The organism is Streptomyces sp. NPDC040432, assembly GCF_055595445.1.
Genome location: NZ_JBVIVP010000020.1, coordinates 89,517 through 115,765 on the forward strand (window position 1 = coordinate 89,517; position 26,249 = coordinate 115,765).

General features: G+C 71.3%; 16 protein-coding genes. 13 read left to right on the forward strand and 3 right to left on the reverse strand.

The features are described from left to right. Nucleotides 1–94 precede the first annotated feature (94 nt). The 7 genes from ACZ58N_RS30280 to ACZ58N_RS30310 all read left to right on the forward strand — a co-directional run bounded on the left by ACZ58N_RS30280 (nucleotide 95) and on the right by ACZ58N_RS30310 (nucleotide 11,423). Nucleotides 95–1,384, forward strand: a complete 1,290-nt coding sequence (locus tag ACZ58N_RS30280) for a DUF4192 domain-containing protein (RefSeq protein ID WP_471166203.1) — start codon at nucleotides 95–97, stop codon at nucleotides 1,382–1,384. A gap of 572 nt (nucleotides 1,385–1,956) precedes the next feature. After that, the gene (locus tag ACZ58N_RS30285; RefSeq protein ID WP_471166206.1) at nucleotides 1,957–3,879 is read left to right on the forward strand and encodes a glycogen debranching N-terminal domain-containing protein; all 1,923 of its coding nucleotides are present in this window, start codon (nucleotides 1,957–1,959) and stop codon (nucleotides 3,877–3,879) included. Nucleotides 3,880–4,158: 279 nt separating this feature from the next. Continuing rightward, nucleotides 4,159–4,905, forward strand: a complete 747-nt coding sequence (locus ACZ58N_RS30290) for an NUDIX hydrolase (RefSeq protein ID WP_471166209.1) — start codon at nucleotides 4,159–4,161, stop codon at nucleotides 4,903–4,905. A gap of 122 nt (nucleotides 4,906–5,027) precedes the next feature. After that, the gene (locus ACZ58N_RS30295) at nucleotides 5,028–7,418 is read left to right on the forward strand and encodes an ATP-binding cassette domain-containing protein (RefSeq protein ID WP_471166211.1); all 2,391 of its coding nucleotides are present in this window, start codon (nucleotides 5,028–5,030) and stop codon (nucleotides 7,416–7,418) included. Between the two features lie 147 nt (nucleotides 7,419–7,565). Further along, entirely contained in the window at nucleotides 7,566–8,507 is a 942-nt protein-coding gene (locus ACZ58N_RS30300) for a FadR/GntR family transcriptional regulator (RefSeq protein WP_471166214.1), read from the forward strand. Between the two features lie 360 nt (nucleotides 8,508–8,867). Continuing rightward, entirely contained in the window at nucleotides 8,868–10,427 is a 1,560-nt protein-coding gene (locus ACZ58N_RS30305; protein ID WP_471166217.1) for an RNA polymerase sigma factor, read from the forward strand. Between the two features lie 141 nt (nucleotides 10,428–10,568). Continuing rightward, on the forward strand, nucleotides 10,569–11,423 hold the full coding sequence (locus ACZ58N_RS30310) for a S1 family peptidase (protein WP_471166220.1): 855 nt from the start codon (nucleotides 10,569–10,571) through the stop codon (nucleotides 11,421–11,423). A gap of 202 nt (nucleotides 11,424–11,625) precedes the next feature. On the opposite strand, the gene ACZ58N_RS30315 is transcribed toward ACZ58N_RS30310, so the two are convergent. Beyond that, the gene (locus ACZ58N_RS30315; protein ID WP_266573543.1) at nucleotides 11,626–11,862 is read right to left on the reverse strand and encodes a DUF7455 domain-containing protein; all 237 of its coding nucleotides are present in this window, start codon (nucleotides 11,860–11,862) and stop codon (nucleotides 11,626–11,628) included. A gap of 447 nt (nucleotides 11,863–12,309) precedes the next feature. On the opposite strand from ACZ58N_RS30315, the gene ACZ58N_RS30320 reads away from it, so the two are divergent. From ACZ58N_RS30320 to ACZ58N_RS30330, 3 genes are all read left to right on the forward strand, one after another. After that, complete coding sequence (locus ACZ58N_RS30320) at nucleotides 12,310–14,430, forward strand: DNA gyrase/topoisomerase IV subunit B (RefSeq protein WP_471166225.1); 2,121 nt, start codon at nucleotides 12,310–12,312, stop codon at nucleotides 14,428–14,430. A 152-nt stretch (nucleotides 14,431–14,582) separates the two neighbouring features. Further along, complete coding sequence (locus tag ACZ58N_RS30325) at nucleotides 14,583–15,068, forward strand: DUF485 domain-containing protein (RefSeq protein WP_471166228.1); 486 nt, start codon at nucleotides 14,583–14,585, stop codon at nucleotides 15,066–15,068. Next, entirely contained in the window at nucleotides 15,065–16,657 is a 1,593-nt protein-coding gene (locus ACZ58N_RS30330; protein WP_471166231.1) for a solute symporter family protein, read from the forward strand. Before ACZ58N_RS30325 ends, ACZ58N_RS30330 begins: the two co-directional genes overlap by 4 nt. A gap of 11 nt (nucleotides 16,658–16,668) precedes the next feature. On the opposite strand, the gene ACZ58N_RS30335 is transcribed toward ACZ58N_RS30330, so the two are convergent. Together ACZ58N_RS30335 and ACZ58N_RS30340 are read right to left on the reverse strand one after the other, a co-directional pair. Next, nucleotides 16,669–17,349 carry a response regulator gene (locus ACZ58N_RS30335; RefSeq protein ID WP_471166234.1) on the reverse strand — a complete coding sequence of 227 codons (681 nt, stop codon included), beginning with the start codon at nucleotides 17,347–17,349 and terminating at the stop codon, nucleotides 16,669–16,671. Nucleotides 17,350–17,360: 11 nt separating this feature from the next. Next, nucleotides 17,361–18,977 (reverse strand): sensor histidine kinase, encoded by a 1,617-nt coding sequence (locus tag ACZ58N_RS30340; RefSeq protein ID WP_471166236.1) that lies wholly within the window; start codon nucleotides 18,975–18,977, stop codon nucleotides 17,361–17,363. Nucleotides 18,978–19,190: 213 nt separating this feature from the next. Here ACZ58N_RS30340 and ACZ58N_RS30345 point away from each other — a divergent pair, with 213 nt between their 5' ends. From ACZ58N_RS30345 to ACZ58N_RS30355, 3 genes are all read left to right on the forward strand, one after another. Next, complete coding sequence (locus ACZ58N_RS30345) at nucleotides 19,191–23,477, forward strand: discoidin domain-containing protein (RefSeq protein ID WP_471166239.1); 4,287 nt, start codon at nucleotides 19,191–19,193, stop codon at nucleotides 23,475–23,477. 152 nt (nucleotides 23,478–23,629) lie between these two features. Further along, nucleotides 23,630–24,640: a LacI family DNA-binding transcriptional regulator gene (locus ACZ58N_RS30350; protein WP_281204842.1), complete on the forward strand. Its 1,011-nt coding sequence runs from the start codon at nucleotides 23,630–23,632 to the stop codon at nucleotides 24,638–24,640. A gap of 198 nt (nucleotides 24,641–24,838) precedes the next feature. Continuing rightward, nucleotides 24,839–26,239, forward strand: coding sequence for an ABC transporter substrate-binding protein (locus ACZ58N_RS30355; protein ID WP_471166242.1), 1,401 nt, complete (start codon nucleotides 24,839–24,841; stop codon nucleotides 26,237–26,239). The last annotated feature ends 10 nt before the right edge of the window (nucleotides 26,240–26,249 follow it).

The window sequence follows — 26,249 nt, forward strand, 5'->3', positions numbered from 1 at the left end:
CGCGCCCGTGCCGCAATCAACCTGTGGATATTGAAAGTTGGACGAGTTATCCACAGGGGTTTCGCGATCGGGCCGGGCACGGGACCGTCGACACATGACGACGAACCACGAAACACCCAGCCAGTCCGGCCGTCCCTCCCCGAGCCCGTCCGGAGTCCCGACCACATCCCCGATCACCTTGCGGAGCCCGGCCGAACTGGCGGACGCGCTGCCCTACATGCTCGGCTTCCACCCGACGGACTCCCTCGTCATGGTCGCCGTGCACGGCGAGGCAGGTCGCTTCGGAGGCAGGCTCCGCGTCGGAATCCCCCCGGGGCCCGGTGAATGGGAGGAGACGGCCCGACAGGTCGCCGAATGCCTGATCCGCGGCAGCGAACGACGCGCCTCCAAGCCCGACGGCATCGTGGTGTTCCTCTGCCAGGACCCGGGCGAGGGGGAGAGCGGCCGCCGGGTCATGGCCCGGCTCCGGCCACTCGCCCAGCGACTGCGCCTCGCCTGCGGGGCGCTCGACGTGCCCGTACTGGAAGCCCTGTGCCTTTCTGGCGGCCGCTACTGGTCCTACATCTGTCACGACGCCGACTGCTGCCCGGTCGAGGGCAAGCCCGTTGATCCGCCCGGCACTTCGGTCATGGCGGCGACCGCGACCTACGCCGGGCTCCGGGTACGGGGCTCCCTGCGGGACATCGAGGACCGGCTCGCTCCCCTGCGCGGGGTGCCCGCCGCCGGCCAGGAGGCCGCACTGGATCGCGCGGCCGTCGCCCTCGTACCGAAGATCCTCGACGGTGCGACCCGTGAGGAGGTCGGCGCCGAGACCCTGTCCATGGCGAGGACCCTGATGCGGCGCCTGGCGCTCGCCCCGCCCGCCGAAGCGGGATCCCGCGCCGACGACCGTGACGACGCCCTGCTCGGCCACGACGAGGCCGCCGCGGTGATTCTCGGCCTCCAGGACCGAGAGATCCGGGACATCGCCGCCGAGTGGATGGAGGAGGACGAGGCCGCCCCCGCCCTCAGGCTGTGGCGAGCCCTGGCACGACGCTGTGTCGGTGCGTACGCAGAACACGCGGCGGCCCCGCTCACCCTGGCGGGCTGGGTCTCCTGGTCCTGCGGGGACGAGCCGACCGCACGGATCGCACTCGGGCTGGCGTTGCGCGCCGACTCCGAGTACCGCTTCGCGCAGCTCCTGCACCATGCCTGCAACGAGGGCATCGACCCGGAGGGGCTGCGACAGTGCCTGAGGGAGGAACGCGGCCGACGCGAACCGCGCCGGAAGCGGGCCGCGACCACCACACACCCGCCCGGTCGGCGGACCGACCGCCGCCCGGAGTCCCGCCGCCCCGGGTCCCGCCGCTCCGAGTCCCGTCGTACCGAGGGGAGCGGGCAGTGAGCGCCCGACGCGGACCGCATGGTGGCTGTGCCCGTCGGATTCGGGAATCGGTGGTCATGGCCTTCCGCCCAGGTCGCCCCGCGCTCCGGGGCCAGTCACCGCCGGGGCCCGTGACTCGGGCGGGGGCCGGTGCGTTCCCCTGGAGGGCGGTGGGGGCCCGGCCGCGCTGCCGCCCCGCCCAACCGGCCGGAGCGCAGACAAGGCGGCACATGGCTCCCCCCGCACCTCTCACCGATCCCACCGGGCCGTCCACGTCCCCGCCGGGCCGCCCCTCGGGAGTGCCATCCCACCGGCCCCCCGCGACGCCGGCCCGGCCCGGTCCTGATCCCGACGCGGGGCTGACCGGGCGCGCCGCGTCACCTCCCCGCCCCGCAGGACAGGCGGCAGCCCCGCCGGAACCCGGCCCACGGACCGGGGGAGTGGCCGCACCCACGGGTGTGGGGGGACGGGGTGACGACCCGGGCGGAACCGGGGGGCGCCCCGACGCCGCGGTGGAGCCCGGGAGCGGTCCGGGCCGCCCGGGGCGCCCTGCACCCGGGGTGCCCGCCGCACGCCGGGCCGATCTACCGCCCGTGCACGGAGCCGTCATCTGCGTCTCCGCCCCCTGCCTGGCCATCTCCCCGGAGCACGGCCAGCTCACCGGGCGGGGCATCGACGGGATCTACCGCGCCGGGCGCCGGCTGCTGTCCCGCTGCGTGCTCCGCGTCGCGGGCCGCGACCCGGTCGCGGTCCAGGGACGCAACCTCGGTGCGGATCGCGCCGCCTTCACCGCCACCGTCCGTACCGGATTCGAGGCCGGACCCGACCCCGACGTCGGCGTGGAGCGGGTCCGGCACGCCGACGGCACCGAGCGGATCACCCTGCGCAGCTTCGCCTCCCGCCCGTTGCGGCTCACGGTGGAGGTCTTCCTCGGAACCGACCTGGCAGAGCTGGCCACGGTGGCCGCGGGTGGACCGGGACCCGAACTACCCGCTGCCGTCCACGCCGCCGGACTGCGGTGGAGCGCCGGCGAGGCCTTGGCCGTCACCACCGCGGAGCCGGCCCCCGACGACGCCCTCGCCTCCGCCGGACTCCTGCGCTGGCAACTGGAACTTACGCCGGGACAGTCCCGCGTCATCGGGCTGCGGACCACGCACGACCGCACCGGTAGGGCCCCCGTCGGACAGGTCGCGAACCCGCTCGCCGCGGCCCGTGCCGAAGGTGACGACCCGAGGGCCGACGCCTGGTTCCGAACCAGCCTCGACGACCTCGGTGCACTGCTCCTCAGGGCCCCCGACTCACCCGACGACACCTTCGCGGCGGCAGGAGTGCCGTGGCGGTTGGGACTGGCCCCGGCCGAGTCGCTCTGGGCCGCACGGATGACGCTGCCGCTCGGCACCGGACTGGCCGCCGCCACGCTGCGGACACTCGCCCGGAGCCAAACCGCGGGCAGCGGTCCCGACGTGGGGAAGATCCCCGGTCCGCTGCGCGCCGCCGGACCGCAACTGCCACCGGGGTGCACCGGTACGGAGGCGACCCTCGGTTTCCCCGCACTCCTGGCGGAGGCGCGGCGGTGGGGGCTTTCCGAGGACGAAGTGGCGCGCCTGCTCCCCGCCGCCGAACGCTGCCTGGACTGGCTGCGCGGAGCCATCGGGAAGGACGGCTTCGTGGCCGACCCCGAACCAGGACCCCGGCGCGTCGAGACCCAGGCCCACGCACATCGGGCGGCGTTGCTCGGTGCCGACCTGCTCGACGCGTGCGGTCGGCCCGGAGCCCCGGAATGGCGCGAGCGGGCCGCCGAGCTGAGGGCGAGGTTCCGGGCGGCCTTCTGGGTCGACGGACCGGACGGGGGTCGACCCGCCGCGGCCCTGCACCCCGACGGGCGGCCGCTGCCCCGCCTCACGGGCGCAGCCGCCCACCTGCTGGACACCGGGTTGCTGGGCGGCGGCCGGCTCGCCCCGGGTCTGCTGGATCCGGTTCGTACCGAACACCTGGCCCGCCTCCTCGGAGCCCCCGCCATGGACTCCGGTTGGGGGCTGCGGAGCATGGCCACCCGGGAGCCGGGCCACAATCCCTTCGGACACCGGTCGGGCGCCGTCAGGGCCCACGAGACCGCCGTCGCCGTTGCGGGCCTCGTCCGGGCGGGATTCGAGAAGGAGGCCGCCGGGCTGCTCCGAGGCTTGCTGGACGCGGCGGAAACCTTCGGCTACCGCCTCCCGGAGATGTACGCGGCGGAGCAGCGAACCGCCGGCAGCGCCCCGCTTCCCCATCCGGCCGCCTGCAGGCCGGCCGCGGTGGCCGCCGCAGCCGGGATCCACGTGTTGACGGCCCTCGCCGGGATCCGGCCCGACGCCCCGGCCGCGATGGTCGCCGTGGCCCCGCCGGCCGGCGCGCCGCTCGGCGCCCTGCGCCTTTCGGGGCTTCGCGTCGCCGGGGAGCCGTTCACCGTGCGGATCAGCAGGCTGGGCGTGGGCATGGTGGAGGAGGCCGCCGATGTTCTCCAACTGCGGGGATAGGCCGGGCCCGTCCGGTTCCGGCAGGTCGGTGGTGCCGGGCACGCACGGCCTCCGCGACGAAGGCCATCGATGCTCCGGCGCCCGCCGGCCCGGTGCCCCACGCCGGTCCGAACCGGCTTCCGCCGCATCGGATCGTCGGTGGGTCGCAGCCGCGGCGAGGGTTTTGGGACGGTTCCATCGTGACGACGAGGTCGGCAGGATGGCGGCTGGGTTCCAGATCACGGTCTCCAGGATCACCAAAGCCCTGTTTATCGTCAGGCAGACGACTATGATCGCGGCATGTCGCCCTACGACCCGTCGGCCTATCCGCCCTTCGCCGTCACCGTCGACCTGGTCGTGCTCACCGTGCGGCGCCACGCGCTCTGCGCGCTCGTGGTACGACGCGGGGAGCAGCCGTTCCAGGGGCGCTGGGCGCTGCCCGGCGGCTTCGTCCGAGGGGACGAGGACCTGGCGGGCGCCGCGGCCCGGGAACTCGCCGAGGAGACCGGGCTGTGCGCCCACGATCCGGCGGCCCCGGACACGGGAAACGGGGCGCACCTCGAACAGCTCGCCACCTACGGCGATCCCCGGCGGGACCCCCGGATGCGGGTGGTCAGTGTGGCCCACCTGGTGCTGGCCCCGGACCTGCCCGCCCCCCGCGCGGGAGGTGATGCCAACAGTGCCCGCTGGGCACCGGTGGACGAACTCCTGGAGCCGCCCGCCGAGGCGTCCGCCGCACTCGCCTTCGACCACGCGACGATCCTGGCCGACGGCGTGGAGCGGGCCCGCTCGAAGATCGAATACTCCTCCCTGGCGACCGCCTTCTGCCCGCCCGAGTTCACCGTCGGCGAGCTGCGCCGGGTCTACGAGGCGGTGTGGGGCGTGGCTCTCGACCCACGCAACTTCCACCGCAAGGTCACCGGGACCCCCGGCTTCCTGGTGCCCGCCGGGGGCACCACGACCCGTCAGGGAGGCCGGCCCGCCCAACTGTTCCGGGCCGGCGGGGCAACCCTCCTCAACCCGCCGATGCTGCGCCCCGAGGTCTGAGCCACCCGCCGCGACACCGGCCCCACCGCGGACCGGCTACGCAGAAAATCGGACATATCGCGTTATCTTGCTTGCGGTACTCACACTGCCGCAAAGCGGTCTCACCCCCCGCGAGAGAAGCGATGCTCCAGGCCATTGGACTCACCAGCGCACCCCGTCGGAAACTCCCGCCCCTCGTGGACGGCCTCAGCTTCGAGGCCCGCCCGGGCTGCGTGACCGCCCTGCTCGGAGAACCGGGCTCGGGTCGGACCACGGCCCTGCGGCTCATGATCGAACTCGAACCTGGTCGGGGCATCACGTACTTCCGGGGGCGCCCGCTCCACCGGATCCCGCATCCCGGCCGTGAGGTCGGCGTGCTCCTCGGCGACGTACCCGGCCATCCGGCGAGGACCGTCCGCAACCAACTGCGCATGCTGTGCGCCGCTGCCGGAGTGCCGGCCTCACGCGCCGACACGATGATGGAGGTCGTCGGCATCGCGGGCCTGCGTGACGAGCGGCTCGGATCGCTCTCCCTCGGCATGGACCGTAGGGTCGGGATGGCCGCCGCCCTGCTCGCCGACCCCTGCACCCTCCTCCTCGACGAACCCGGCGCCGGACTCTCCGTCAAGGAACGTGCCTGGCTGCACGGGCTGCTGCGCGGCCACGCCTCCCTCGGCGGCGCGGTGCTGTTCACCACCGACGACGCCAAGGAAGCGGCCGGTCACGCCGACCGGGTCGTCTCCATCGCGTCGGGCCGGCTCGTCGCCGACCAGGATGCCGTGGACTTCGCCCGCACCCGGTTGCGGCCGCGCGTCGCGGTGCGCACCCCGCACGCGGCCAGGCTGGCCGATGTGCTGACCCGTGAGGCGCGCGCGGCCCAACGCGTCGTCGAGATCGTGGAGGAGAGCGGCAGTCGCCTGTCGGTGTACGGCAGCAACTGCGCCGAAATCGGCGAGGCTGCGTTCCGGCACGGCGTCCTGGTCCACCAGCTCGCCGATGAAACGGGCCAGACCGGCGACACCGGCGGCCCGGGAGGCGGCCTCGGGATCGTCGGTGACGCCGCGGCGCCGATCCCGCCCGTACCGCAGGCCCGCACCCGCGCCGTCGCCCAACTCCGCTCCGAGCAGCGCCCGGAGCTGAGATCGGGAACCGGATCCGAAGCCGGCTTCGAGATCCGTGCCGAGGCGCGTGCGGAGGCCCGCGCCGAGGTCCGGTCCGAAGTAGGCGCCCGGACCCACGCCGTCGGAGGCTTCGAGGCGGCCACGGGTGCCACCCGGGCGGACGCCCGGCCCGATCCCGGCCCCGGCGACCGAGCCGCTCCCCGCTCGTCGTCCCACGCGGACCCGCGCCACGACAACGACCCCGGGTGCGGTATGGCAAGCCGTCCGGAGGGTGCCGCCGACACCCCTGCCGCTGCCGACCCGGTGCGGGAAGCCACCGGCGCCGTACGCTCCGCAGCAGATCACCCCGAAACAGTGGGCTCCGAAGCCGTGGGTTCCGCGGCGCCGGGCCCCGACGCCGCGCACGTCGAGGCGGCGCGTCGCGATGCCACACGTGTCGCACGCGACGCACTGTCGCGTGCCGAAGCCGAGCGCTTCGCAGCGTGGCCGTCGGAAGACGCGCGTTCGGACGTCCCGCGTGCCGAGTCCCCGAGCTCCGGATCGAGGCGGTTCGGGGCAGGGCACCCTGATGCGGGGCGTCCCGGAGCCGCACGCCCGCGCTGCGCGGACCCCGGGCGGGCCACCTCCGGAGTGCGCCGCGTCGGCGGACCGCTGCGCCCGCTGCGCTACGAGCTGCGCCGCATCCTGGGTACCGCGACACCCCTTCTCACGGCGGCCGTCGTCGTCGTCACCTCCGTACTCATCTCCCTCGTCCTCGCCCGCGCGGGCCACACCCCGCAGAGCCGCCTCCTCGTCGCCTGGCCCGAGTTGCTCCCGCTGCCCCCCGCCGCGCTCGGCGCGGGACTGCTCGGCGCCCTCGCCTTCGGCGAGGAGTACCGGTACCCGGCGCTCGCCGCGGACCGCGGCACCGTCCCGCGCCGCATGGGGCTGCTCACGGCCAAACTCGGGGTCTGCGGCGCCTTCGCACTGCTGCTCGGCGCCCTGGCGGTCATCGCCGACGCCGCGATCCTGCGCATCGTCTTCGACACGTCACCACTGCGCCCGCCCGTGGAGTGGATCTCCCCGGCCGCGAGTTGGGCCGGGCTCCTGATCGGCTGCGCCTGGGCGGGCGTGCTCGCCTCCGGCGCGTTCCGGTCCGCCACCGCGGGCCTGGCCGCGGTGCTCGCGGTACCGGTGATGGTCGTACCGCTGGTCCGCAAGGTCCTGGAGGGGCCGTCCGCCTACCCCGTGGGTGGACTCGGCTCCCGGCTCCGGAGCCTGTCCTGGGGTCAGTGGCCGCCCGAGGCCGACCGACTCGCCCTCGGAGCGCTTCGATTGATGGCCCAACCCGTCGGGATCGCACTGGTGTTGTCGCTGATGGTCCTGTTGTGCGCCTATGGGTTCACAGGACTGCGTGCCCGAGTCCGTTGGTGACCGTTCGGGTGCGGGAGGCGACGTCCCGAGGATCACGGAAGACCGGATCACTCGAAATCACGTGAAGCGGATCACAACTCCCCGCGAAAGGCCCGGTTCTTTACGATAAGTCGTCAATTGCGTAGGTGGCACCGATCACCCTTTCGTGTGCTTTTCACCAAAGACCTCAAGGGTGAAGGAGGCACGGCCGACAAAGGATTCGTGAGTACCCTTGCGCACACCATGATGACCGCCGCCCGCCATGCCGACACCGGCCTCGCCGGCCCGGGCGAACTCGACCGCTACCCCTACGCGGAAACCTCCGGGTCCGACCGGGTCGGACCTCCCCATTGGGACGGCGCCGACGTCGAGTTGAGCCGTGTCGGCCGCCGCGCCGCCGGTAGCCGTGGCCGCGGCCTGCACGGCCAACTCGTCCAACAGCTCGGCCAGATGATCGTTTCCGGTGACCTCGGCGCCGACCGCCCGCTGGTTCCCGAGGAGATCGGCCAGCGCTTCGAGGTCTCCCGGACCGTCGTCCGGGAGTCCCTGCGGGTCCTGGAGGCCAAGGGCCTCGTCAGCGCCCGCCCGAACGTGGGCACCCGGGTCCGCCCCGTCGCCGACTGGAACCTCCTCGACCCGGACATCATCGAATGGCGCGCCTTCGGACCCCAGCGGGACGACCAGCGCCGCGAGCTGGGCGAGCTCCGCCTGACGATCGAGCCGCTCGCAGCCCGCCTCGCCGCGGGCCACGGTCGCCCCGACGTCCAGCAGCGCCTCGCCGACATGGTCGAGATCATGGGCCACGCCCTTGGCCAGGGGGACGTGATCACCTTCGGTCGAGCCGACCACGAGTTCCACTCCCTGCTGATCCAGGTCGCCGGCAACCGGATGCTCGAACACCTCTCCGGCATCGTCTCCGCCGCCCTCCAGGTTTCCGGTAGCCCCGTCACCGCGTGCGACCGCCCGAGCGAGACCTGCGTGGCGCACCACGCGCGGATGGTGGAGGCCCTCGCCGCCGGTGACGCCATGGGAGCCGAGAACGCCATGCGCCAGCTCCTGACGGTGCATCCGGAGGTCGAGCGCGTGGTTCCCGCCCCGCGCGAGCACTGACGCGCCCACGCGCGGGGGCGCGGGGGTGCAGCACCGGTCGCCGGGTCCGTTTCGGATCCGGCGACACCGGCGTCCGGGGGCCGTTCGCAGCCCCCGGACGTGTTTGTGTGACCGTACGAACGGTGTCGGACCGACGCTGGTGTGACCCTGGCCACCAAGATGGGGCGTAACGCTCCGCGACGTCACGCGATGACGTAAGAGGTGATGGCCGACGGAGGGAAGACAGCAGCCCTTGGGGATGCTGTGCAGCTCCCCGGCCCCTGCCCGCGCCCCCGGCCCATCCCCAGTCGGTGGTCGTCGGCTCCGGTCCAGCACCAGGCCGGGGTCGGAAGCCGTTTCCATCGTTCCGAGAGGTTGTTCGTGTCGGCCAGCACATCCCGTACGCTCCCGTCGGAGATCGCCGATTCCGAGTCTGTGATGGCGCTCATCGAGCGGGGCAAGGCCGAGGGGCAGATCGCCGGCGATGACGTGCGTCGGGCCTTCGAGGCTGACCAGATTCCTGCGACCCAGTGGAAGAATGTCCTGCGCAGCCTCAACCAGATCCTTGAGGAAGAGGGTGTGACGCTGATGGTCAGTGCCGCGGAGTCGCCCAAGCGCACCGTCCGCAAGAGCGTCGCGGCCAAGAGCCCCGCCAAGCGGACGGCGACCAAGACCGTCGCGACGACGGTGGCGCGCACGGCAGCCGACGAGCCCGCCGAGGCCGCGGCCACGGATCCCGCCGACGCGGTCGCCACCGAGCCCGGAACCGAACCCGCCGCCAAGAAGACCGCGGCGAAGAAGACGGCCGCGAAGAAGGCCGCACCCGCGAAGAAGGCCGCCGCCAAGAAGACGGCGGCGAAGAGGACCGCGGGCAAGAAGGACTCCGACGACGGCGACGGGGAGAACACCGAGGAGGGGCCTGACGCCGCGAAGGGCGAGGCGGACGAGGAGGAGGAGAGCGGGGAGAACAAGGGCTTCGTCATCTCCGACGACGAGGACGACGCCCCCGCCCAGCAGGTCGTCGTCGCCGGCGCCACGGCGGACCCCGTCAAGGACTACCTCAAGCAGATCGGCAAGGTCCCCCTCCTCAACGCGGAGCAGGAGGTCGAGCTCGCCAAGCGCATCGAGGCCGGCCTCTTCGCCGAGGACAAGCTGGCGAACTCCGACAAGCTCGCGCCCAAGCTCAAGCGCGAACTGGAGATCATCGCCGAGGACGGCCGCCGCGCCAAGAACCACCTGCTGGAGGCCAACCTCCGCCTCGTGGTCTCCCTGGCCAAGCGCTACACCGGTCGCGGCATGCTCTTCCTGGACCTGATCCAGGAAGGCAACCTGGGCCTGATCCGCGCGGTGGAGAAGTTCGACTACACCAAGGGCTACAAGTTCTCCACGTACGCCACCTGGTGGATCCGGCAGGCGATCACGCGCGCCATGGCCGACCAGGCCCGCACCATCCGCATCCCGGTGCACATGGTCGAAGTGATCAACAAGCTCGCCCGCGTGCAGCGCCAGATGCTCCAGGACCTGGGCCGCGAGCCCACCCCGGAGGAGCTGGCCAAGGAACTCGACATGACCCCCGAGAAGGTCATCGAGGTCCAGAAGTACGGCCGCGAGCCGATCTCCCTGCACACCCCGCTCGGCGAGGACGGCGACAGCGAGTTCGGCGACCTGATCGAGGACTCCGAGGCGGTCGTCCCTGCCGACGCCGTCAGCTTCACGCTCCTGCAGGAGCAGCTGCACTCCGTCCTCGACACGCTGAGCGAGCGCGAGGCCGGCGTGGTCTCGATGCGCTTCGGCCTCACCGACGGCCAGCCGAAGACCCTCGACGAGATCGGCAAGGTCTACGGCGTCACCCGCGAGCGCATCCGGCAGATCGAGTCCAAGACCATGTCGAAGCTGCGGCACCCCTCCCGCTCCCAGGTGCTGCGCGACTACCTCGACTGATCGGTTCGTGGCGGGATCTCGGGGCCGGTCCGGGCATCGGACCGGCCCCGAGGGGCGTCCGACGGTGGCCGCGCGGGTGCGCACCACCACCGGGCACACCACTCTGGGTGGAGTCATACACACTCGGAGTCAGGAGGCCTCATGCGTCGTCCCTTTGCCCGCGCCCTGGCGGGTGCGCTGACGCTGGTGACGGGAGCGGCCGCCGCGCCGCTCGCCCAGGCGCCCCGGGCGGCCGCGGACAGCGTGGTCATAGGTGGGAAGCCCGTGACCTCGGGCGACAACCCCTGGGTGGTGGCCCTCGCCAGCCGTGACCGGTTCGGGGGTACCCGTGACGGTCAGTTCTGCGGGGGCGTCGTCGTCGCCCCGACCACGGTGGTGACGGCTGCCCACTGCCTGGGCAGCCAGGTGCTGGGCGGCCCCGTCGAATCGGTGGCCGACTTCCGGGTCATCACCGGGCGCACGGAGCTCCGCGCCGCCGACGGCCGGGAGATCGCGGTGCGCGCGGCCCGGGTCAACCCGGGGTACGACCCGGCGAGCAACGCCGGGGACCTGGCCGTCCTGGAACTGGCCGAGGCCCTACCCGCCGATCACGTGCTGCCCATGGCGGGCGCGGGCGACGCCGCCTACGCGGCCGGGACCGGGGCGACCGTGTACGGCTGGGGCGACACGAGCGGGTACGGCGACTACGCGTACGGCCTGCGCGCCGCGCCGGTCACGGTGCTGGACGACGACACCTGCCGGCGGGCCTACCCCGGGGACCGGGACGGTCAGTACCGCGCCGACTCCATGGTGTGCGCGGGCGATGCCGAAGGTGGCAAGGACGCCTGCCAGGGGGACAGTGGCGGGCCGCTGGTGGCCCGCGGACGGCTCATCGGCCTGGTGTCCTGGGGGCGCGGCTGCGGGCGGGCCGACAGCCCCGGCGTCTACACCCGGGTGGCTCCGTTGATCGAGTTCGTGAGCGGCTCGCAGCGGGGCGGTCGGCCCGACGCGGTGTAAGTACACCCGGAGGGCGTGGCGAGGGCCCACAGGTGCCCTTCACGGCCCTGTGGAGGGGTGCGTGGGGCGAGGGGGAGGTCGGGGGATCGGTGGAGGTACCCCGAGCATGAGGACGGGCGGCATCCCTGGGTCTCAGGGATGCCGCCCGTCGACCGGCCTGGGCCGGTCCTTGCTCGTCGGATGCGAGGTGCAGGCCTAAGTGTCAGCGGTCCTCGGTGTCGGCGGCAGCGGCCGCCGGAGCGGACGTAAGCCGCTCGGTCTCATCCTGTATTTCCGCGGCGATCTTCTTGAGTTCCGGCTCGAACTTGCGCCCGTGGTGGGCGCAGAAGAGCAGTTCACCACCGCTCAGGAGGACGACGCGCAGATATGCCTGGGCGCCGCAGCGGTCGCATCGGTCAGCGGCCGTCAGCGGGGTCGCGGGTGTCAGAACAGTAGTCACGTCGCCTCTTCTCTAGCTCGACGAGCTGTCGTACCAGGGTCAACATCCAACCAGGCCGAAAACGTTCCCGCTCGCGGCTTTTCCTCGAAACTTCCTTCCGAAGCTGGCCGGCTGTTGCCGGTTGGCGGCGAAGGAGCCGTATTGCGTTGCTTTACGGTTTCGCGTTGTCAGTCGTTCGCTTGTAGCAGTTCCCGTCCTCCCCGGCACGAGCGCCGGTTGTTCATGAGGACGTGCCCGAACACTAAATGGTTCATGCCTGGAAGGGAACGTGATGTTTGCTTCACCCTCTCGGGGGATCGAACACCCGTACGGATCTGCACTAGGCTGAGGAACGCGAGAGGGTGGCGTTGCATCGGCTCTACCAGGCCTCGGTACCCTCGGACCGGCACCTGTGCCACCCTTGCGCCCGACCGGGCCAGAAAAGAAATTCAGCGAGGAGCGAACTGCGTGACCGCCGACACGTCCGTGCCTTCCAGCGCGCTGCTGTCCGGAGCAGACCGGGACGGTTCCAACTACACCGCGCGGCACCTGCTCGTCCTCGAAGGCCTTGAGGCCGTTCGCAAGCGCCCCGGCATGTATATCGGCTCCACCGACAGTCGAGGCCTGATGCACTGCCTCTGGGAGATCATCGACAATTCCGTCGATGAGGCCCTGGGCGGGTACTGCGACCACATCGAGGTGATCCTCCACGAGGACTCCTCGGTCGAGGTCCGGGACAACGGCCGCGGCATCCCCGTCGACGTGGAGCCCAAGACCGGCCTCTCCGGGGTCGAGGTCGTCATGACCAAGCTGCACGCCGGCGGCAAGTTCGGCGGCGGGTCCTACGCGGCCTCCGGTGGCCTGCACGGCGTCGGCGCCTCCGTCGTCAACGCCCTGTCGGCCCGCCTCGACGTCGAGGTCGACCGGAGCAGCTCGACCCACGCGATCAGCTTCCGTCGCGGCGTCCCCGGCATGTTCACCGAGCAGGGCCCCGACGGCCCCTTCGACCCCGACCACGCCCTGCGCAAGGTCAAGCGGATCGCCAAGGGCAAGACCGGGACCCGGGTCCGCTACTGGGCCGACCGGCAGATCTTCCTGAAGGACGCCCGGCTCAACCTGGAGACGCTCTACCAGCGTGCCCGCCAGACCGCCTTCCTCGTGCCCGGTCTGACCCTCGTCGTCCGTGACGAGCGCGCCCTGGAGGGTGCGGGCAAGACCGAGGAGACCTTCCGCTTCGACGGGGGCATCAGCGAGTTCTGCGAGTACCTGGCCCAGGACAAGGCCGTGTGCGACGTGCTGCGCCTGACCGGCACGGGCACCTTCAAGGAGACCGTCCCGGTCCTCGACGACCGCGGTCACATGACCCCGACCGAGGTCACCCGCGAGCTGGGCGTCGACATCGCCCTGCGCTGGGGCACCGGCTACGAGACCAACGTCAAGTCCTTCGTCAACATCATCGCCACCCCCAAGGGCGGCACCCACGTCTCCGGCTTCGAACGCTCGGTCGCCAAGACCGTCAACGAGGTCCTGCGCTCGGCGAAACTGCTGCGCGTCGCCGAGGACGACGTGGTCAAGGACGACGCCATGGAAGGCATGACCGCCGTCGTCACCGTCCGCCTCGCCGAACCCCAGTTCGAGGGCCAGACCAAGGAGGTCCTCGGCACCTCGGCGGCCACCCGCATCGTCGCCGCCGTCGTCGCCAAGGAACTCAAGGCCTTCCTCACCTCCACCAAACGCGACGACAAGCAGCAGGCCCGCTCCGTCATGGAGAAGATCGTCGCGGCCGCCCGGACCCGCATCGCGGCCCGTCAGCACAAGGACGCCCAGCGCCGCAAGACCGCGCTCGAATCCTCCTCGCTGCCGGCGAAGCTGGCCGACTGCCGCAGCGACGACGTCGACCGCAGCGAGCTCTTCATCGTCGAGGGCGACTCGGCCCTCGGAACCGCCAAGCTCGCCCGGAACTCCGAATTCCAGGCACTGCTGCCCATCCGGGGCAAGATCCTCAACGTCCAGAAGTCCTCGGTCTCGGACATGCTCAAGAACGCCGAGTGCGGAGCGATCATCCAGGTCATAGGAGCGGGCTCGGGCCGCACCTTCGACCTCGACGCCGCCCGCTACGGCAAGATCGTCCTCCTCGTCGACGCCGACGTCGACGGTGCCCACATCCGCTGCCTGCTGCTCACGCTCTTCCAGCGGTACATGCGACCGATGGTCGAGGCGGGCCGGGTCTTCGCGGCCGTGCCGCCGCTGCACCGGATCGAGCTCGTCCAGCCGAAGCGCGGCCAGGACAAGTACGTCTACACCTACTCCGACACCGAGCTGCGCCAAACGCTCCTGGAGTACCAGCGCAAGAACATCCGCTACAAGGACGCCATCCAACGCTACAAGGGCCTCGGTGAGATGGACGCCGACCAACTCGCGGAGACCACCATGGACCCCCGCTTCCGCACCCTGCGCCGCATCAACATCGGCGACCTCGACGGCGCGGAACAGGTCTTCGACCTGCTCATGGGCAACGAGGTCGCCCCCCGCAAGGAGTTCATCACCAGCTCGGCGGCGACCCTGGACCGTTCGCGCATCGACGCCTGACCGGGCGGACACCTCCGGCGCCACGGCACACCGGTGCTCTTCACTCCATCACCTGAAGGAGTGAAGAGCACCGGGACACCAGTCCGGAAACCTTTCATTCCGCACATCCTTGTGGGCACGCGGCCAATGCGGCAGCGGACAAGGAGAGTTCGGTGGACAAGCACGATGGTCGCGATGCCGGAACGATCCGGCTGGACGACCCCTGGTACGACGCGCTCGCCGTGGGTTGGGGCGAGGTCGAGGAAACGGTCCCCCCACGCCAGGTCCCCGGGGGCCGCCCCGCGCCCGGGGCATCCGACATCTACCTGGAAGTGCAGCGCAGCGCCGCCTTCCAGGAGGTCCGCAGCCGTTACCGGAGGTTCGTCGTCCCGGCGACCGTCGGTTTCTTCCTCTGGTACGTCGCCTACGTGATCGCGGCGACGATGGCGCCCGGCCTGATGGCCCGGCCCGTGGTGGGCGCGGTCAACGTGGCCCTGATCGCGGGCCTCGGGCAGTTCCTCAGCACGTTCCTGCTGACCTGGGCGTACGCCCGGCACGCCCGACTACGGCGGGACCGGGCCGCGCTCGACCTGCGCTGGACGGTTTTCGAGCAGGAACGCGACCAGGAGCGGAACCGGGCCCGGGGGGAGCTCCGGTGACGACGGAACACCAGACCCTGGCCCTGATCCTGTTCAGCCTGTTCATCGCCGTCACCCTGGGCATCACCACCTGGGTCAGCCGCAACCGGCACGGCTCCGCCGAGGAGTTCTACGCGGGCGGGCGGCTCTTCTCCCCATTGGAGAACGGTTTCGCCATCGCAGGTGACTACATGTCCGCCGCGTCGTTCCTGGGCATCTCCGGGCTGATCGCCCTCTTCGGCTACGACGGCCTGCTGTACTCGGTCGGCTTCCTCGTCGCCTGGCTCGTGGTCCTCTTCCTGGTCGCCGAACTGGTCCGCAACTGCGGGCGCTTCACCCTCGCCGACGTGGTCGCCGCGCGGATGGCCGAGCGGCCCGTGCGGATCGCCGCCGGAACCTCCTCGGTGGTGGTCTCGGTGCTGTACCTGATCGCCCAGATGGTCGGCGCGGGCAGCCTGGTGGGACTACTGCTCGGGGATTCGGGGCCCGGGGCCCGGACCCTGACTGTGATAGGGGTCGGCGCGCTGATGGTGGTCTACGTGACCTTCGGCGGGATGCGGGCCACCACCTGGATCCAGATCGTGAAGGCCGTCCTGCTGATGGGCGGGGCCGTCACCCTGACCGTCCTCGTCCTGCTGCGTTTCCACGGGAACTTCGACCAGTTGCTCACGACCGCCGCCGACCGCAGCGGGCACGGGAGCCGGTTCCTGAGTCCCGGCCTGAAGTACGGCGGTGACTGGACCTCCCGTTTCGACTTCATGAGCCTGGGCCTCGCGCTGGTCCTCGGGACGGCGGGCCTGCCGCACATCCTGTCGCGCTTCTACACCGTGCCCACCGCGCGGGCCGCCCGCCGGTCGGTGGTGTGGGCGATCGGCCTGATCGGCGGCTTCTACCTGATGACCATCGTGCTCGGCTTCGGCGCGGCGGCGCTCGTGGGGCCAGACGAGGTGCGGGCCTCCAACGCCTCGGGGAACACCGCGGTACCGCTGCTGGCCGCTTTCCTCGGCGGGGGCGCCGGGACCACGGGAGGCGCCGTGTTGTTCGCCTTCGTGGCCGCCATCGCCTTCGCGACCATCCTTGCCGTGGTCGCCGGGATCACCCTCGCCTCGTCGGCCTCCGTCGCGCACGACCTCTACGCCTCGCTCAAGCGCCGGCACGCCAGGCAGCGCAGTGAGGTGGCGGTCGCGCGGCTGGCGGCGGTCGGCATCGGCGCGGTGGCCATCGCGCTGGGGCTGCTGGCCCAGAACCTGAACGTGGCCTTCCTGGTGGGGCTCGCCTTCGCCGTGGCGGCGTCGGCGAACCTGCCGGTGCTGCTGTACTCACTCTTCTGGCGCGGATTCACCACACGGGGGGCCGTCTGGTCGGTGTACGGGGGGTTGGTCCCCTCGGTGTTGCTGGTCGCCCTGTCGCCGGTGGTCTCCGGGAGCCCGGAGTCGCTCTTCCCCGGGGTGGACTTCCAGTACTTCCCCTTGCAGAACCCGGGGATCGTCTCGATCCCGTTGGGCTTCCTGGCCGGTTGGCTGGGCACGGTGACCTCCGGGGAGGAGCCGGACGAGCGCAAGCACGCGCAGACGGAGGTCCGCTCCCTGACGGGTGCCGGAGCGGTGTGAGCCAGGGCCGGTCAGGTCCCGGGCGGCCGCCAGGAGTAGCGGTGTTCCGGACGGCCGGTCTCGCCGTAGCGCAGGGCGAGGGTGACGCGGCCGGCGCGGTCGAGGAGCTTCAGGTAGCGCTGGGCTGTCTGCCGGCTGATCCCGGCCCGGTCGGCGACCTGCTGGGTGGACAGGGGGCCTTCGGCGGCGCGCAGGACCTGGCGGACCAGTTCCGCCGTGGTGGGGGAGTGGCCTTTGGGTAGGTCGTTGGGGGTGCCGGCGGCGGCGAGCGCGCCGAAGATCCGGTCCACCTCGGCCTGTTCGGCCTCGCCTCCACCGGCCAGGGAGCGGTGGAGGGTGGCATAGGCCTCCAGCTTGCCGCGCAGGCCGGCGAAGGTGAAGGGCTTCACCAGGTACTGGAGGGCGCCGAGGCGCATGGCCATCCGGACGGTCGCCAGGTCGCGGGCCGCGGTGACCATGATCACATCGGTGTGGTGGCCGAGTTGGCGCAGGCGCCGGACCAGGTCGAGCCCGTTCTCGTCCGGGAGGTAGTGGTCGAGGAGGATCAGGTCCACCGGGTGGGTGGTGAGGAACTCCAGTGCCTCGGCGGCCGAATGGGCCCGGGCGGCGACCCGGAACCCGGGAACCTTCGCCACGTACGCGGCGTTTATCAGGGCAACACGCACGTCGTCGTCGACGACCAATACGTGCATCGGGGTCTCGTTCACCGCAGGGCCTCCGGGAGTACGACGGAGAACTCCGCCCCTCCGTCCGCTGCTTCACCGACCCGGGCGCTGCCGCCCTGCCGCTCCGCGAGACGGCGTACGAGGGCGAGGCCCAGGCCGCGCTCGCGATGGGCTCGGGGCTGCTTCGTCGACCAGCCCTCCGTGAAGACCTCCTCACGGTGTCCGGCGGGAATGCCCGGCCCGCTGTCGCGCACGCGCAGGACGGCGCTGCGGCCGTCGGCGCGGACGTCGACCTCCACCAGGGGCGCGGCCGAGCCCGCCGCCGCGTCCAGGGCGTTGTCGACCAGGTTGCCGAGGATGGTGACGAGGCCGCCGGGATCCACCAGCCGGTCGGGGAGCAGGGCCGTCGGGGCGAGTCGGAGCGGGACGCCCCGCTCGGCCGCGACCGTGGCCTTCCCCACCAGCAGGGCGGCCAGCAGGGGGTCGTGGATCCGCTCCGTCACCTGCTCGGCCGTGGTCCGGTGCACGCCCACGACCTCGGTGACGAACTCGACCGCTTCGTCGTACAGCTCCAGTTCGAGCAGGCCCAGCAGGGTGTGCAGGCGGTTGGCGTGTTCGTGGTCCTGCGCGCGCAGAGCGTCGATCAGGCCCTTGGTGGAGTCGAGTTCGCGACCGAGGTGCTCCAGCTCGGTGCGGTCGCGCAGGGTGGCGACGGCGCCGCCGTCCGAGGTCGGCATCCGGTTGGCGACAAGGACCCGGGGTCCCTGCACGGCGAGGAGGTCGCGGCCGGTGACGCGGCCGGACAGGACGTCCGTGGTGCGACCGGCGCCGAGGACCTCGTCGAGGGGGAGGCCGGAGAGGGTGTGGGCGGTGTCGGGGGTGAGTCCGAGCAGTCGGGCGGCCTCGTCGTTGACCAGCCTGATCCGGCTCTTCCCGTCGAGGGCGATGACTCCCTCCCGGATGGAGTGCAGCATCGCCTCGCGCTCCGCGAGGAGGCCTGCGATGTCGGAGAAGGCCAGGTCCCTGGTCTGGCGGTGGATCCTGCGGGACAGCAGGTAGGCGGCGAGCGCGCCGGCCGCCAGGGCGCCACCCGCGTAGGCGAGGAGGCCGGGGATGGCTCCGACGAGCCGGTCGCGGACGTTGTCGTAGGCGATGCCGACGGACACCGCTCCGACGATCTCCCCGTCGGCGGCGACGAGGGGGACCTTGCCCCGGGCCGAGCGCCCCAACGTTCCCTCGTCGATCTCCATCACCTCACGGCCGGCGAGCGCATCGGCGGGGTCGGTGGACACGGGCAGGCCGATGCGGTCGGTGCTCGGATGGGAGCGGCGGATGCCGTTCAGGTCGAGGACGACGACGTACTCGGCCCCGGTCGCCCGGCGGATCCGTTCGGCCGCGGCCTGGACCGGGGTGTCCGTCGCGGGGCCCGACACCAGGAGGTCGGCGGCCAGTGACGGGTCCGCCGCGGCGCTCTGGGCGATGGCCAGGGCGCGGCGCATGGCCTGGTCGTCCAGTTGGGCGCTCAGCGGTGCCAGGAACAGGCCGGTGGCCAGCGCGAGGACCCCGGCCGCGAGGGCCAGCTGGGTCAGCAGGATCTGGGAGACGGCCCGTCTGGGCAGCCCGAGGCGCCGAGCGCTGGTGGGGAGGAACCGCATGACTAGCACCGTAGGTCGGCTTCGGCCTCAGTGGAATTCCCTCGTCCACGCAAATGGCTTGCGTTATTTACGCCCAGCTTGCGCAAGCGATTCAAGTGCACGGGAGCGGTCGGAAGTGTGGACGATTGAGCAGTGCTCTGCAATTCTCGCACGGCAGTACGCAAATTCCTGTCTCACCTGCTTCCGGACGTTCATGTCGAGGGACGAGGACATATGAGAAGGCACACCTGGAGGTGGCGGATGCTGGCCGCCGTCCTCAGTACCACCTTGTTGATCATGGGCTGGCCCGCCCTGACCGCCGCGGCCGCGGGCGGTCCGGGCATCGCGGCCGGTCGACCCGCCACGGCGAGCAGCAGCAACAGCGCCCACGGCGCCGCCCACATCACCGATGGCGACCCCTCGACCTACTGGGAGAGCGCGGGCGGAACCCTTCCCCAGTGGGTGCAGACCGACCTCGGCGCCACCACCCGTGTCGACCAGGTGGTACTGAGGTTGCCCGCGTCGTGGGAGAGCCGCACGCAGACCCTCGCGGTCCAGGGCAGCGGCGACGGCACGAGCTTCGCCACCCTGGCCGCGTCGGCCGCGTACGCCTTCGGCCCGGGCAACGGGAACACCGTCACCATCACCTTCCCCGCCACCCGGAGCCGGTACGTACGGATCACGGTCACCGCGAACACCGGCTGGCAGGCCGCGCAGCTCTCCGAGCTGGAGGTGCGGACCCCGGACGAGTCGTCGCTCGACCTGGCGCGCGGCAAGCCCCTGACCGCCAGCAGCAGTACCCAGACCTACCTGCCGGCCAACGCCAACGACGGGAACACCGCCAGCTACTGGGAGAGCGCGAACGGCGCACTGCCCCAGTGGCTCCAGGTGGACCTCGGTGCCTCCGTACGCGTCGACCGGGTGGTGCTGCGGCTGCCCGGAACCTGGGGCGCCCGCACCCAGACCCTGAAGATCCAGGGCAGCGCCAACGGCGCCGATCACACGGACCTGACCGCCTCGAAGGACTACCTGTTCAACGCCGCCGGCGGCAACTCCGTGACCATCGCCTTCGACGCGGCCACCACGCGGTACCTGCGCGTCCGGATCTCCGCCAACACCGAACAACCAGGCGGCCAGCTGTCCGAGCTGGAGGTCTACGGACCGCGCACCGGTGACACCACCGCGCCGACGGCCCCCACCGGGCTCGCGTACACCGAACCGGCGACCGGACGGATCAACCTCACCTGGAGTGCGGCGACCGACGACACCGGCGTCACCGGGTACGACGTGTACGCGGACAACCAGTTGCGCACGAGCGTGGCCGGGGACGTCACCACCTACACCGACACGCAGCCCACCGGGACCGCCATCACCTACCACGTCCGAGCCAGGGACGCGGCCGGCAACCAGTCGGCCAACAGCAACAGCGTGACCCGGGCGGCGGACACCGGCGACACCCAGGCACCGACCGTTCCGGGCGCCCTCACCCTGACCGAACCGGCCGCCGACCGGATCGCACTGTCCTGGCAGGCCGCCACCGACAACGTCGGGGTCACCGGCTACGAGGTGTACGCGAACAACGTGCTGCGCACGACGGTCGCGGGGAACACCACCTTCTGGACCGACACCCAGCCGGCCACCGCCACCGTGAGCTACGTCGTCCGCGCCAGGGACGCGGCGGGCAACCGTTCCGGCGACAGCAACTCCGTGACCCGCAACGGAACCGGGGGCGGCGGATCCAACCTGGCCGTCGGCAAACCGGTCACCGGCTCCTCAGTGATCCACACCTTCGTCGCGGAGAACGCCAACGACAACAGCACGGCCACCTACTGGGAGGGCGCCGCCGGGGCGTACCCGAGCACGCTGACGGTCAAGCTGGGCGCGAACGCGGACCTGCAGCGCCTCGTCCTCAAGCTGAACCCGGACAGTGGTTGGGGCGTCCGCACCCAGAACATCCAGGTCCTCGGCCGAGAGCAGAGCGCCTCCGCGACCACCGGTCTGGTCGCCGCGAAGGACTACGTCTTCGACCCGGCTTCCGGCAACACCGTCACCATCCCGCTGACCGCCCGCGTCGCGGACGTCCAATTGCGCTTCACCTCCAACACCGGCTCCTCGAACGGGCAGATCGCCGAGTTCCAGGTGATCGGGGTGCCCGCCCCCAACCCGGACCTTGAGGTCACGGGGCTGAACGCCGCACCGGCCGCACCCGTGGAGTCCGACCCGGTCACCCTCTCCGCCACCGTCAGGAACAGTGGTTCGGCGGCCGCCCCCGCCACCGCCGTGACCTTCACGCTCGGCGGTACCAAGGTGGGCACGGCGGCCGTGCCCGCGCTGGCCGCCGGGGCGAGCGCCACCGTCGGCGCCGGGATCGGCGCGCGCGACGCGGGGACGTACCAGCCCGCCGCCGTCGTCGACGAGGCGAACACCGTGGTGGAGCAGAACGACAGCAACAACTCCTTCGCCGGGGCTCCGCTGGTGGTCCGAGCCGTGGACAGCTCCGACCTGATCGCCTCCGAGGTGAGCTGGTCGCCGTCCGCTCCGTCAGAGGGGCGACCCGTCGCCTTCACGGTGACGGTTCGCAACCAGGGCACGGTCGCCTCGGCGCCCGGCCCGCACGCGGTCACGCTCACCCTCCAGGACGCGACCGGCGCCGCCGTCCGCACCCTGACGGGATCCTTCGACGGGCCCCTCGCCGCCGGCGCGGCCACCGCGCCGATCGCGCTGGGCAGCTGGCCGGCCGCGAACGGCAAGTACACGGTCAAGGTCGTCCTCGCGGACGACGCGGCCGAACTACCGGTCAAACGCGGCAACAACACCTCCACCAAGCCGTTCTTCGTGGGCCGGGGCGCGAACATGCCCTTCGACCTGTACGAGGCGGAGGAAGCCGTCACCGGGGGCGGGGCGACGGTGGTCGGGCCCAACCGGACCATCGGCGACATCGCGGGCGAAGCCTCGGGCCGCAAGGCCGTCAGCCTCGACGCGACCGGGGAGTACGTCGAGTTCACCACCCGGGCCGCCACGAACACCCTGGTCACCCGCTTCTCCATCCCGGACGCCCCGGGCGGCGGCGGCATCGACTCCACCATCAACGTCTATGTCGACGGGGTCTTCAAGAAGGCCCTGCCGCTGACCTCCAAGTACGCCTGGCTGTACGGGGCCGAGGCCTCGCCGGGCAATGCGCCGAGTGCCGGAGCGCCGCGCCACATCTACGACGAGGCCAACGTCCTGCTCGGCGAGACCGTCCCCAAGGGCAGCAGGATCCGACTGCAGAAGGACGCCGCCAACACCTCCACCTACGCGATCGACTTCGTCAGCCTGGAGCAGGCCACCGCCGCCCCGAACCCCGACCCGCAGACCTACGCCGTACCCGCCGGCTTCGGCCACCAGGACGTGCAGAACGCCCTGGACAAGGTCCGGATGGACCCCACCGGGAAGCTCACCGGCGTCTACCTGCCCCCGGGCGACTACCAGACGGCGAGCAAGTTCCAGGTGTACGGCAAGGCCGTGCAGGTGGTCGGCGCCGGACCGTGGTTCACCCGCTTCCACGCCCCGTCGGCGCAGGACAACACCGACATCGGCTGGAGGGCCGACGGCACCGCGAAGGGCTCCTCCTTCTCGGGCTTCGCCTACTTCGGCAACTACACCTCGCGCATCGACGGCCCCGGCAAGGTCTTCGACTTCGCGGGCGTCTCGGACATCACCATCGACAACATCTGGAACGAGCACATGGTGTGCCTGTACTGGGGCGCCAACACCGACCGGATCACCATCAAGAACTCGCGGATCCGCAACATGTTCGCCGACGGCATCAACATGACCAACGGCAGCACCGACAACCTCGTGACCAACAACGAGGCGAGGGCGACGGGCGACGACAGTTTCGCGCTGTTCTCCGCGATCGACGCGGGCGGCGCGGACATGAAGAACAACGTCTACGAGAACCTGACCACGATCCTGACCTGGCGGGCCGCCGGGGTGGCCGTCTACGGCGGGTTCAACAACACCTTCCGCAACATCCACATCGCCGACACCCTCGTCTATTCGGGGATCACCGTCAGCTCGCTGGACTTCGGATATCCGATGAACGGGTTCGGCACGGAACCGACGACCTTCGAGAACATCTCCGTCATACGTTCCGGCGGCCACTTCTGGGGCGGGCAGACCTTCCCCGGGATCTGGTTGTTCTCCGCCTCGAAGGTGTTCCAGGGCATCCGGATCAACAACGTCGACATCGTCGACCCGACGTACAGCGGCATCATGTTCCAGACGCAGTACGTCGGCGGTCAACCGGTCAACCCCATCAAGGACACCGTCCTGCGGGACATCACCATCTCCGGGGCGAGGAAGAGCGGTGACGCCTTCGACGCGAAGTCCGGGTTCGGGCTCTGGGCGAACGAGATGCCCGAGGCGGGCCAGGGTCCGGCGGTCGGATCGGTCACCATTCACAACCTGAGGACCGAAGGCAACGCCGTGGACATCCGGAACACGACCTCGACGTTCCGGATCGACCGGCTGCCGTAGCCGCGCGGCCGGGTACGAGGGGGACGGCGCCGCCCGGGAACTCCCGGGCGGCGCCGTCCCGTACCGGCCTGGTCCGGCACCGTCGGAGCCCCGGCAAACTGGCTGTAATCGAACTGCAAGGAACTTGCATTACTTGCGCTACTCTTGCGCTCATGACGCGACGACTTGCTCAAGTGGCGAAGAAGGTGGGAGTCAGCGAGGCAACGGTCAGCCGGGTGCTCAACGGCAAGCCGGGCGTCTCGGAGGCGACCCGCCAATCCGTGCTCACCGCCCTCGACGTGCTGGGGTACGAGCGCCCCACCCAGCTGCGCGGCGAACGCGCACGACTGGTCGGCCTCGTGCTGCCGGAACTCCAGAACCCGATCTTTCCGGCCTTCGCCGAGGTCATCGGCGGCGCCCTCGCCCAACAGGGGCTCACCCCCGTGCTGTGCACGCAGACCACGGGCGGGGTCTCCGAGGCCGACTACGTGGAGCTCCTCCTCCAGCAGCAGGTCTCCGGGGTGGTCTTCGCCGGAGGGCTCTTCGCCCAGGCCGACGCCCCGCACGAGCACTACCGACTGCTGTCGGAGCGCAAGGTTCCGGTGGTGTTGATCAACGCCTCCATAGAGGACCTCGGCTTCCCGTGCGTGGCCTGCGACGACGCCGTCGCGGTCGAACAGGCCTGGCGCCACCTGGCGTCCCTGGGGCACGAGAGGATCGGCCTCGTGCTGGGCCCGCCCGATCACATCCCCTCCCTGCGCAAGCTGGTCGCCGCCCGCGCCGTCGCCGAGGCGGCCGGCTCCGAGCTGCCCGCCGCGCACGTGGAGCGCACCCTGTTCTCCCTGGAGGGCGGCCACGCGGCCACCTCCCGCCTGTTGGACCGAGGTGTCACCGGCATCATCTGCGCGAGCGACCCGCTGGCCCTGGGGGCCGTACGGGCGGCGCGTCGCAGGGGTCTCGACGTCCCGGGCGAGGTCTCCGTGGTGGGCTACGACGACTCCGCGTTCATGAACTGCACCGAGCCCCCGTTGACCACGGTCCGGCAGCCCATCGAGGCCATGGGGCGGGCCGCCGTCGAGTTGCTCACGGCGCAGATCCAGGGCGCCGCGGTGCAGCCGGGCGAGCTGCTCTTCGAGCCGGAGCTGGTGGTCCGCGGCTCCACGGCCAAGGCGCCGCGCGGCTGACCCGCGCCGCCCCCCTCCGCGCCCGGGGCTCCGGGACGTCCATCGACGTCCCGGAGCCCTTTTTGCGTCCCCCGTAAGGCATCGGTCTGCCAATCTCTTGCGGAGCCTGCGCGAGATATTGCGTTCATCTGTCGGTGGTGGTTGAGTGTGCCGCGCTCGCCCCCACGCCTCCTGCCCGAAGCTCGAAGGGGACCACCGATGAGAACCAACGTCCGCCGCAACGTCGCGGCCGCCCTCGTCTCCGCGCTCGCCGTGACCGCCCTCGCGGCCTGCGGTACGAGCAGCAGCGGCGACGATCCGAAGGAGCAGCCGAGCGGCGGTTCCGCCGACGCCTCCGCCCCGCTCGACCCGAAGACCAAGGTCACCCTCTCCATCGACTGCATGCCGCCGGCGGCCAAGGCGGCGGAGCTGAAGGAGTGGAAGGAGGACGTGGCGGAGTTCAACAAGACCTACCCGAACGTCACGATCGACGGCCGCTCCACCCCCGGGCAGTGCCTGGAGCCCCCGCGCTTCACGGCGATGCTCAAGGCCAAGTCCCAACCGGACGTCTTCTACGCCTACTTCACCGACCTCCAGCAGGTGCTGGACAACGACGGGGCCCAGGACGTCGCGGCGTACGTCACTCCCGCCTCGGTGCCTGCCCTCGGTGACATCGACAAGAACGTCCTGGACGTGCTGAAGAAGGACGGCAAGCTGTACGGGCTGCCCACCAGCAACTACACGATGGGCCTGCTGGTCAACCGCAAGCTGTTCCGGGACGCCGGCCTCGACCCCGACTCCCCGCCCCGTTCCTGGGACGAGGTCCGGGCCGCCGCGAAGAAGATCGCCGCACTGGGCAACGGCACCGCGGGCTTCGGCGAGTACAGCGTGGAGAACACGGGCGGCTGGCACTACACGGCCACCATGTACGGACTGGGCGGCGACATCGTCGGCGCGGACGGCAGGGCCGCCTTCAACAACGCCACCGGCAGACAGATCGTCGAGAACCTCCGCGCCATGCGCTGGGACGACGACAGCATGGGCCGGACCCAGCTGCTCAAGTGGGGCGACCTCCAGAAGCAGATGGCCTCGGACAAGCTCGGCATGTTCCTCGCGGCGCCCGACGACATCACGTACATGGTCCAGCAGCTGGGTGCGAAGTACGAGAACTTCGGTATGGGCCCGATCCCCGGCGGAGCGTCCACCCTGGCCGGCGGGAACGCCTACATGATCAAGAAGGGCAGCTCGCCCGACAAGGTCAAGGCAGCCGTGGCCTGGCTGAACTTCAAGACCCTCGCCGTCGGCAAGGGCCAGTTCCGCTACGACCGCAGCAAGGCGGACGGCCTGCCCGTCGGCCTCCCGCAGCCCGCCTTCTTCACCGGCGCGAGCAAGGCCGAGGACGACCGGCTCAAGGCGGCGAGCGCCACCATGCCGGTCGCCAACTTCAAGACGTTCCTGGACAACCCGGTGCCCGGCAAGGCCGAGCCGCCGAAGGCCCAGGAGGTCTACAAGGTGCTCGACAAGGTGATGTCCGGCGTCCTCACCAACAAGAACGCCGACCCCGCGCAGCTCCTCGGCGAGGCCGAGAAGGCCGTCAACCAGGTACTGGGCAACCAGTAGGGCCCGCGGG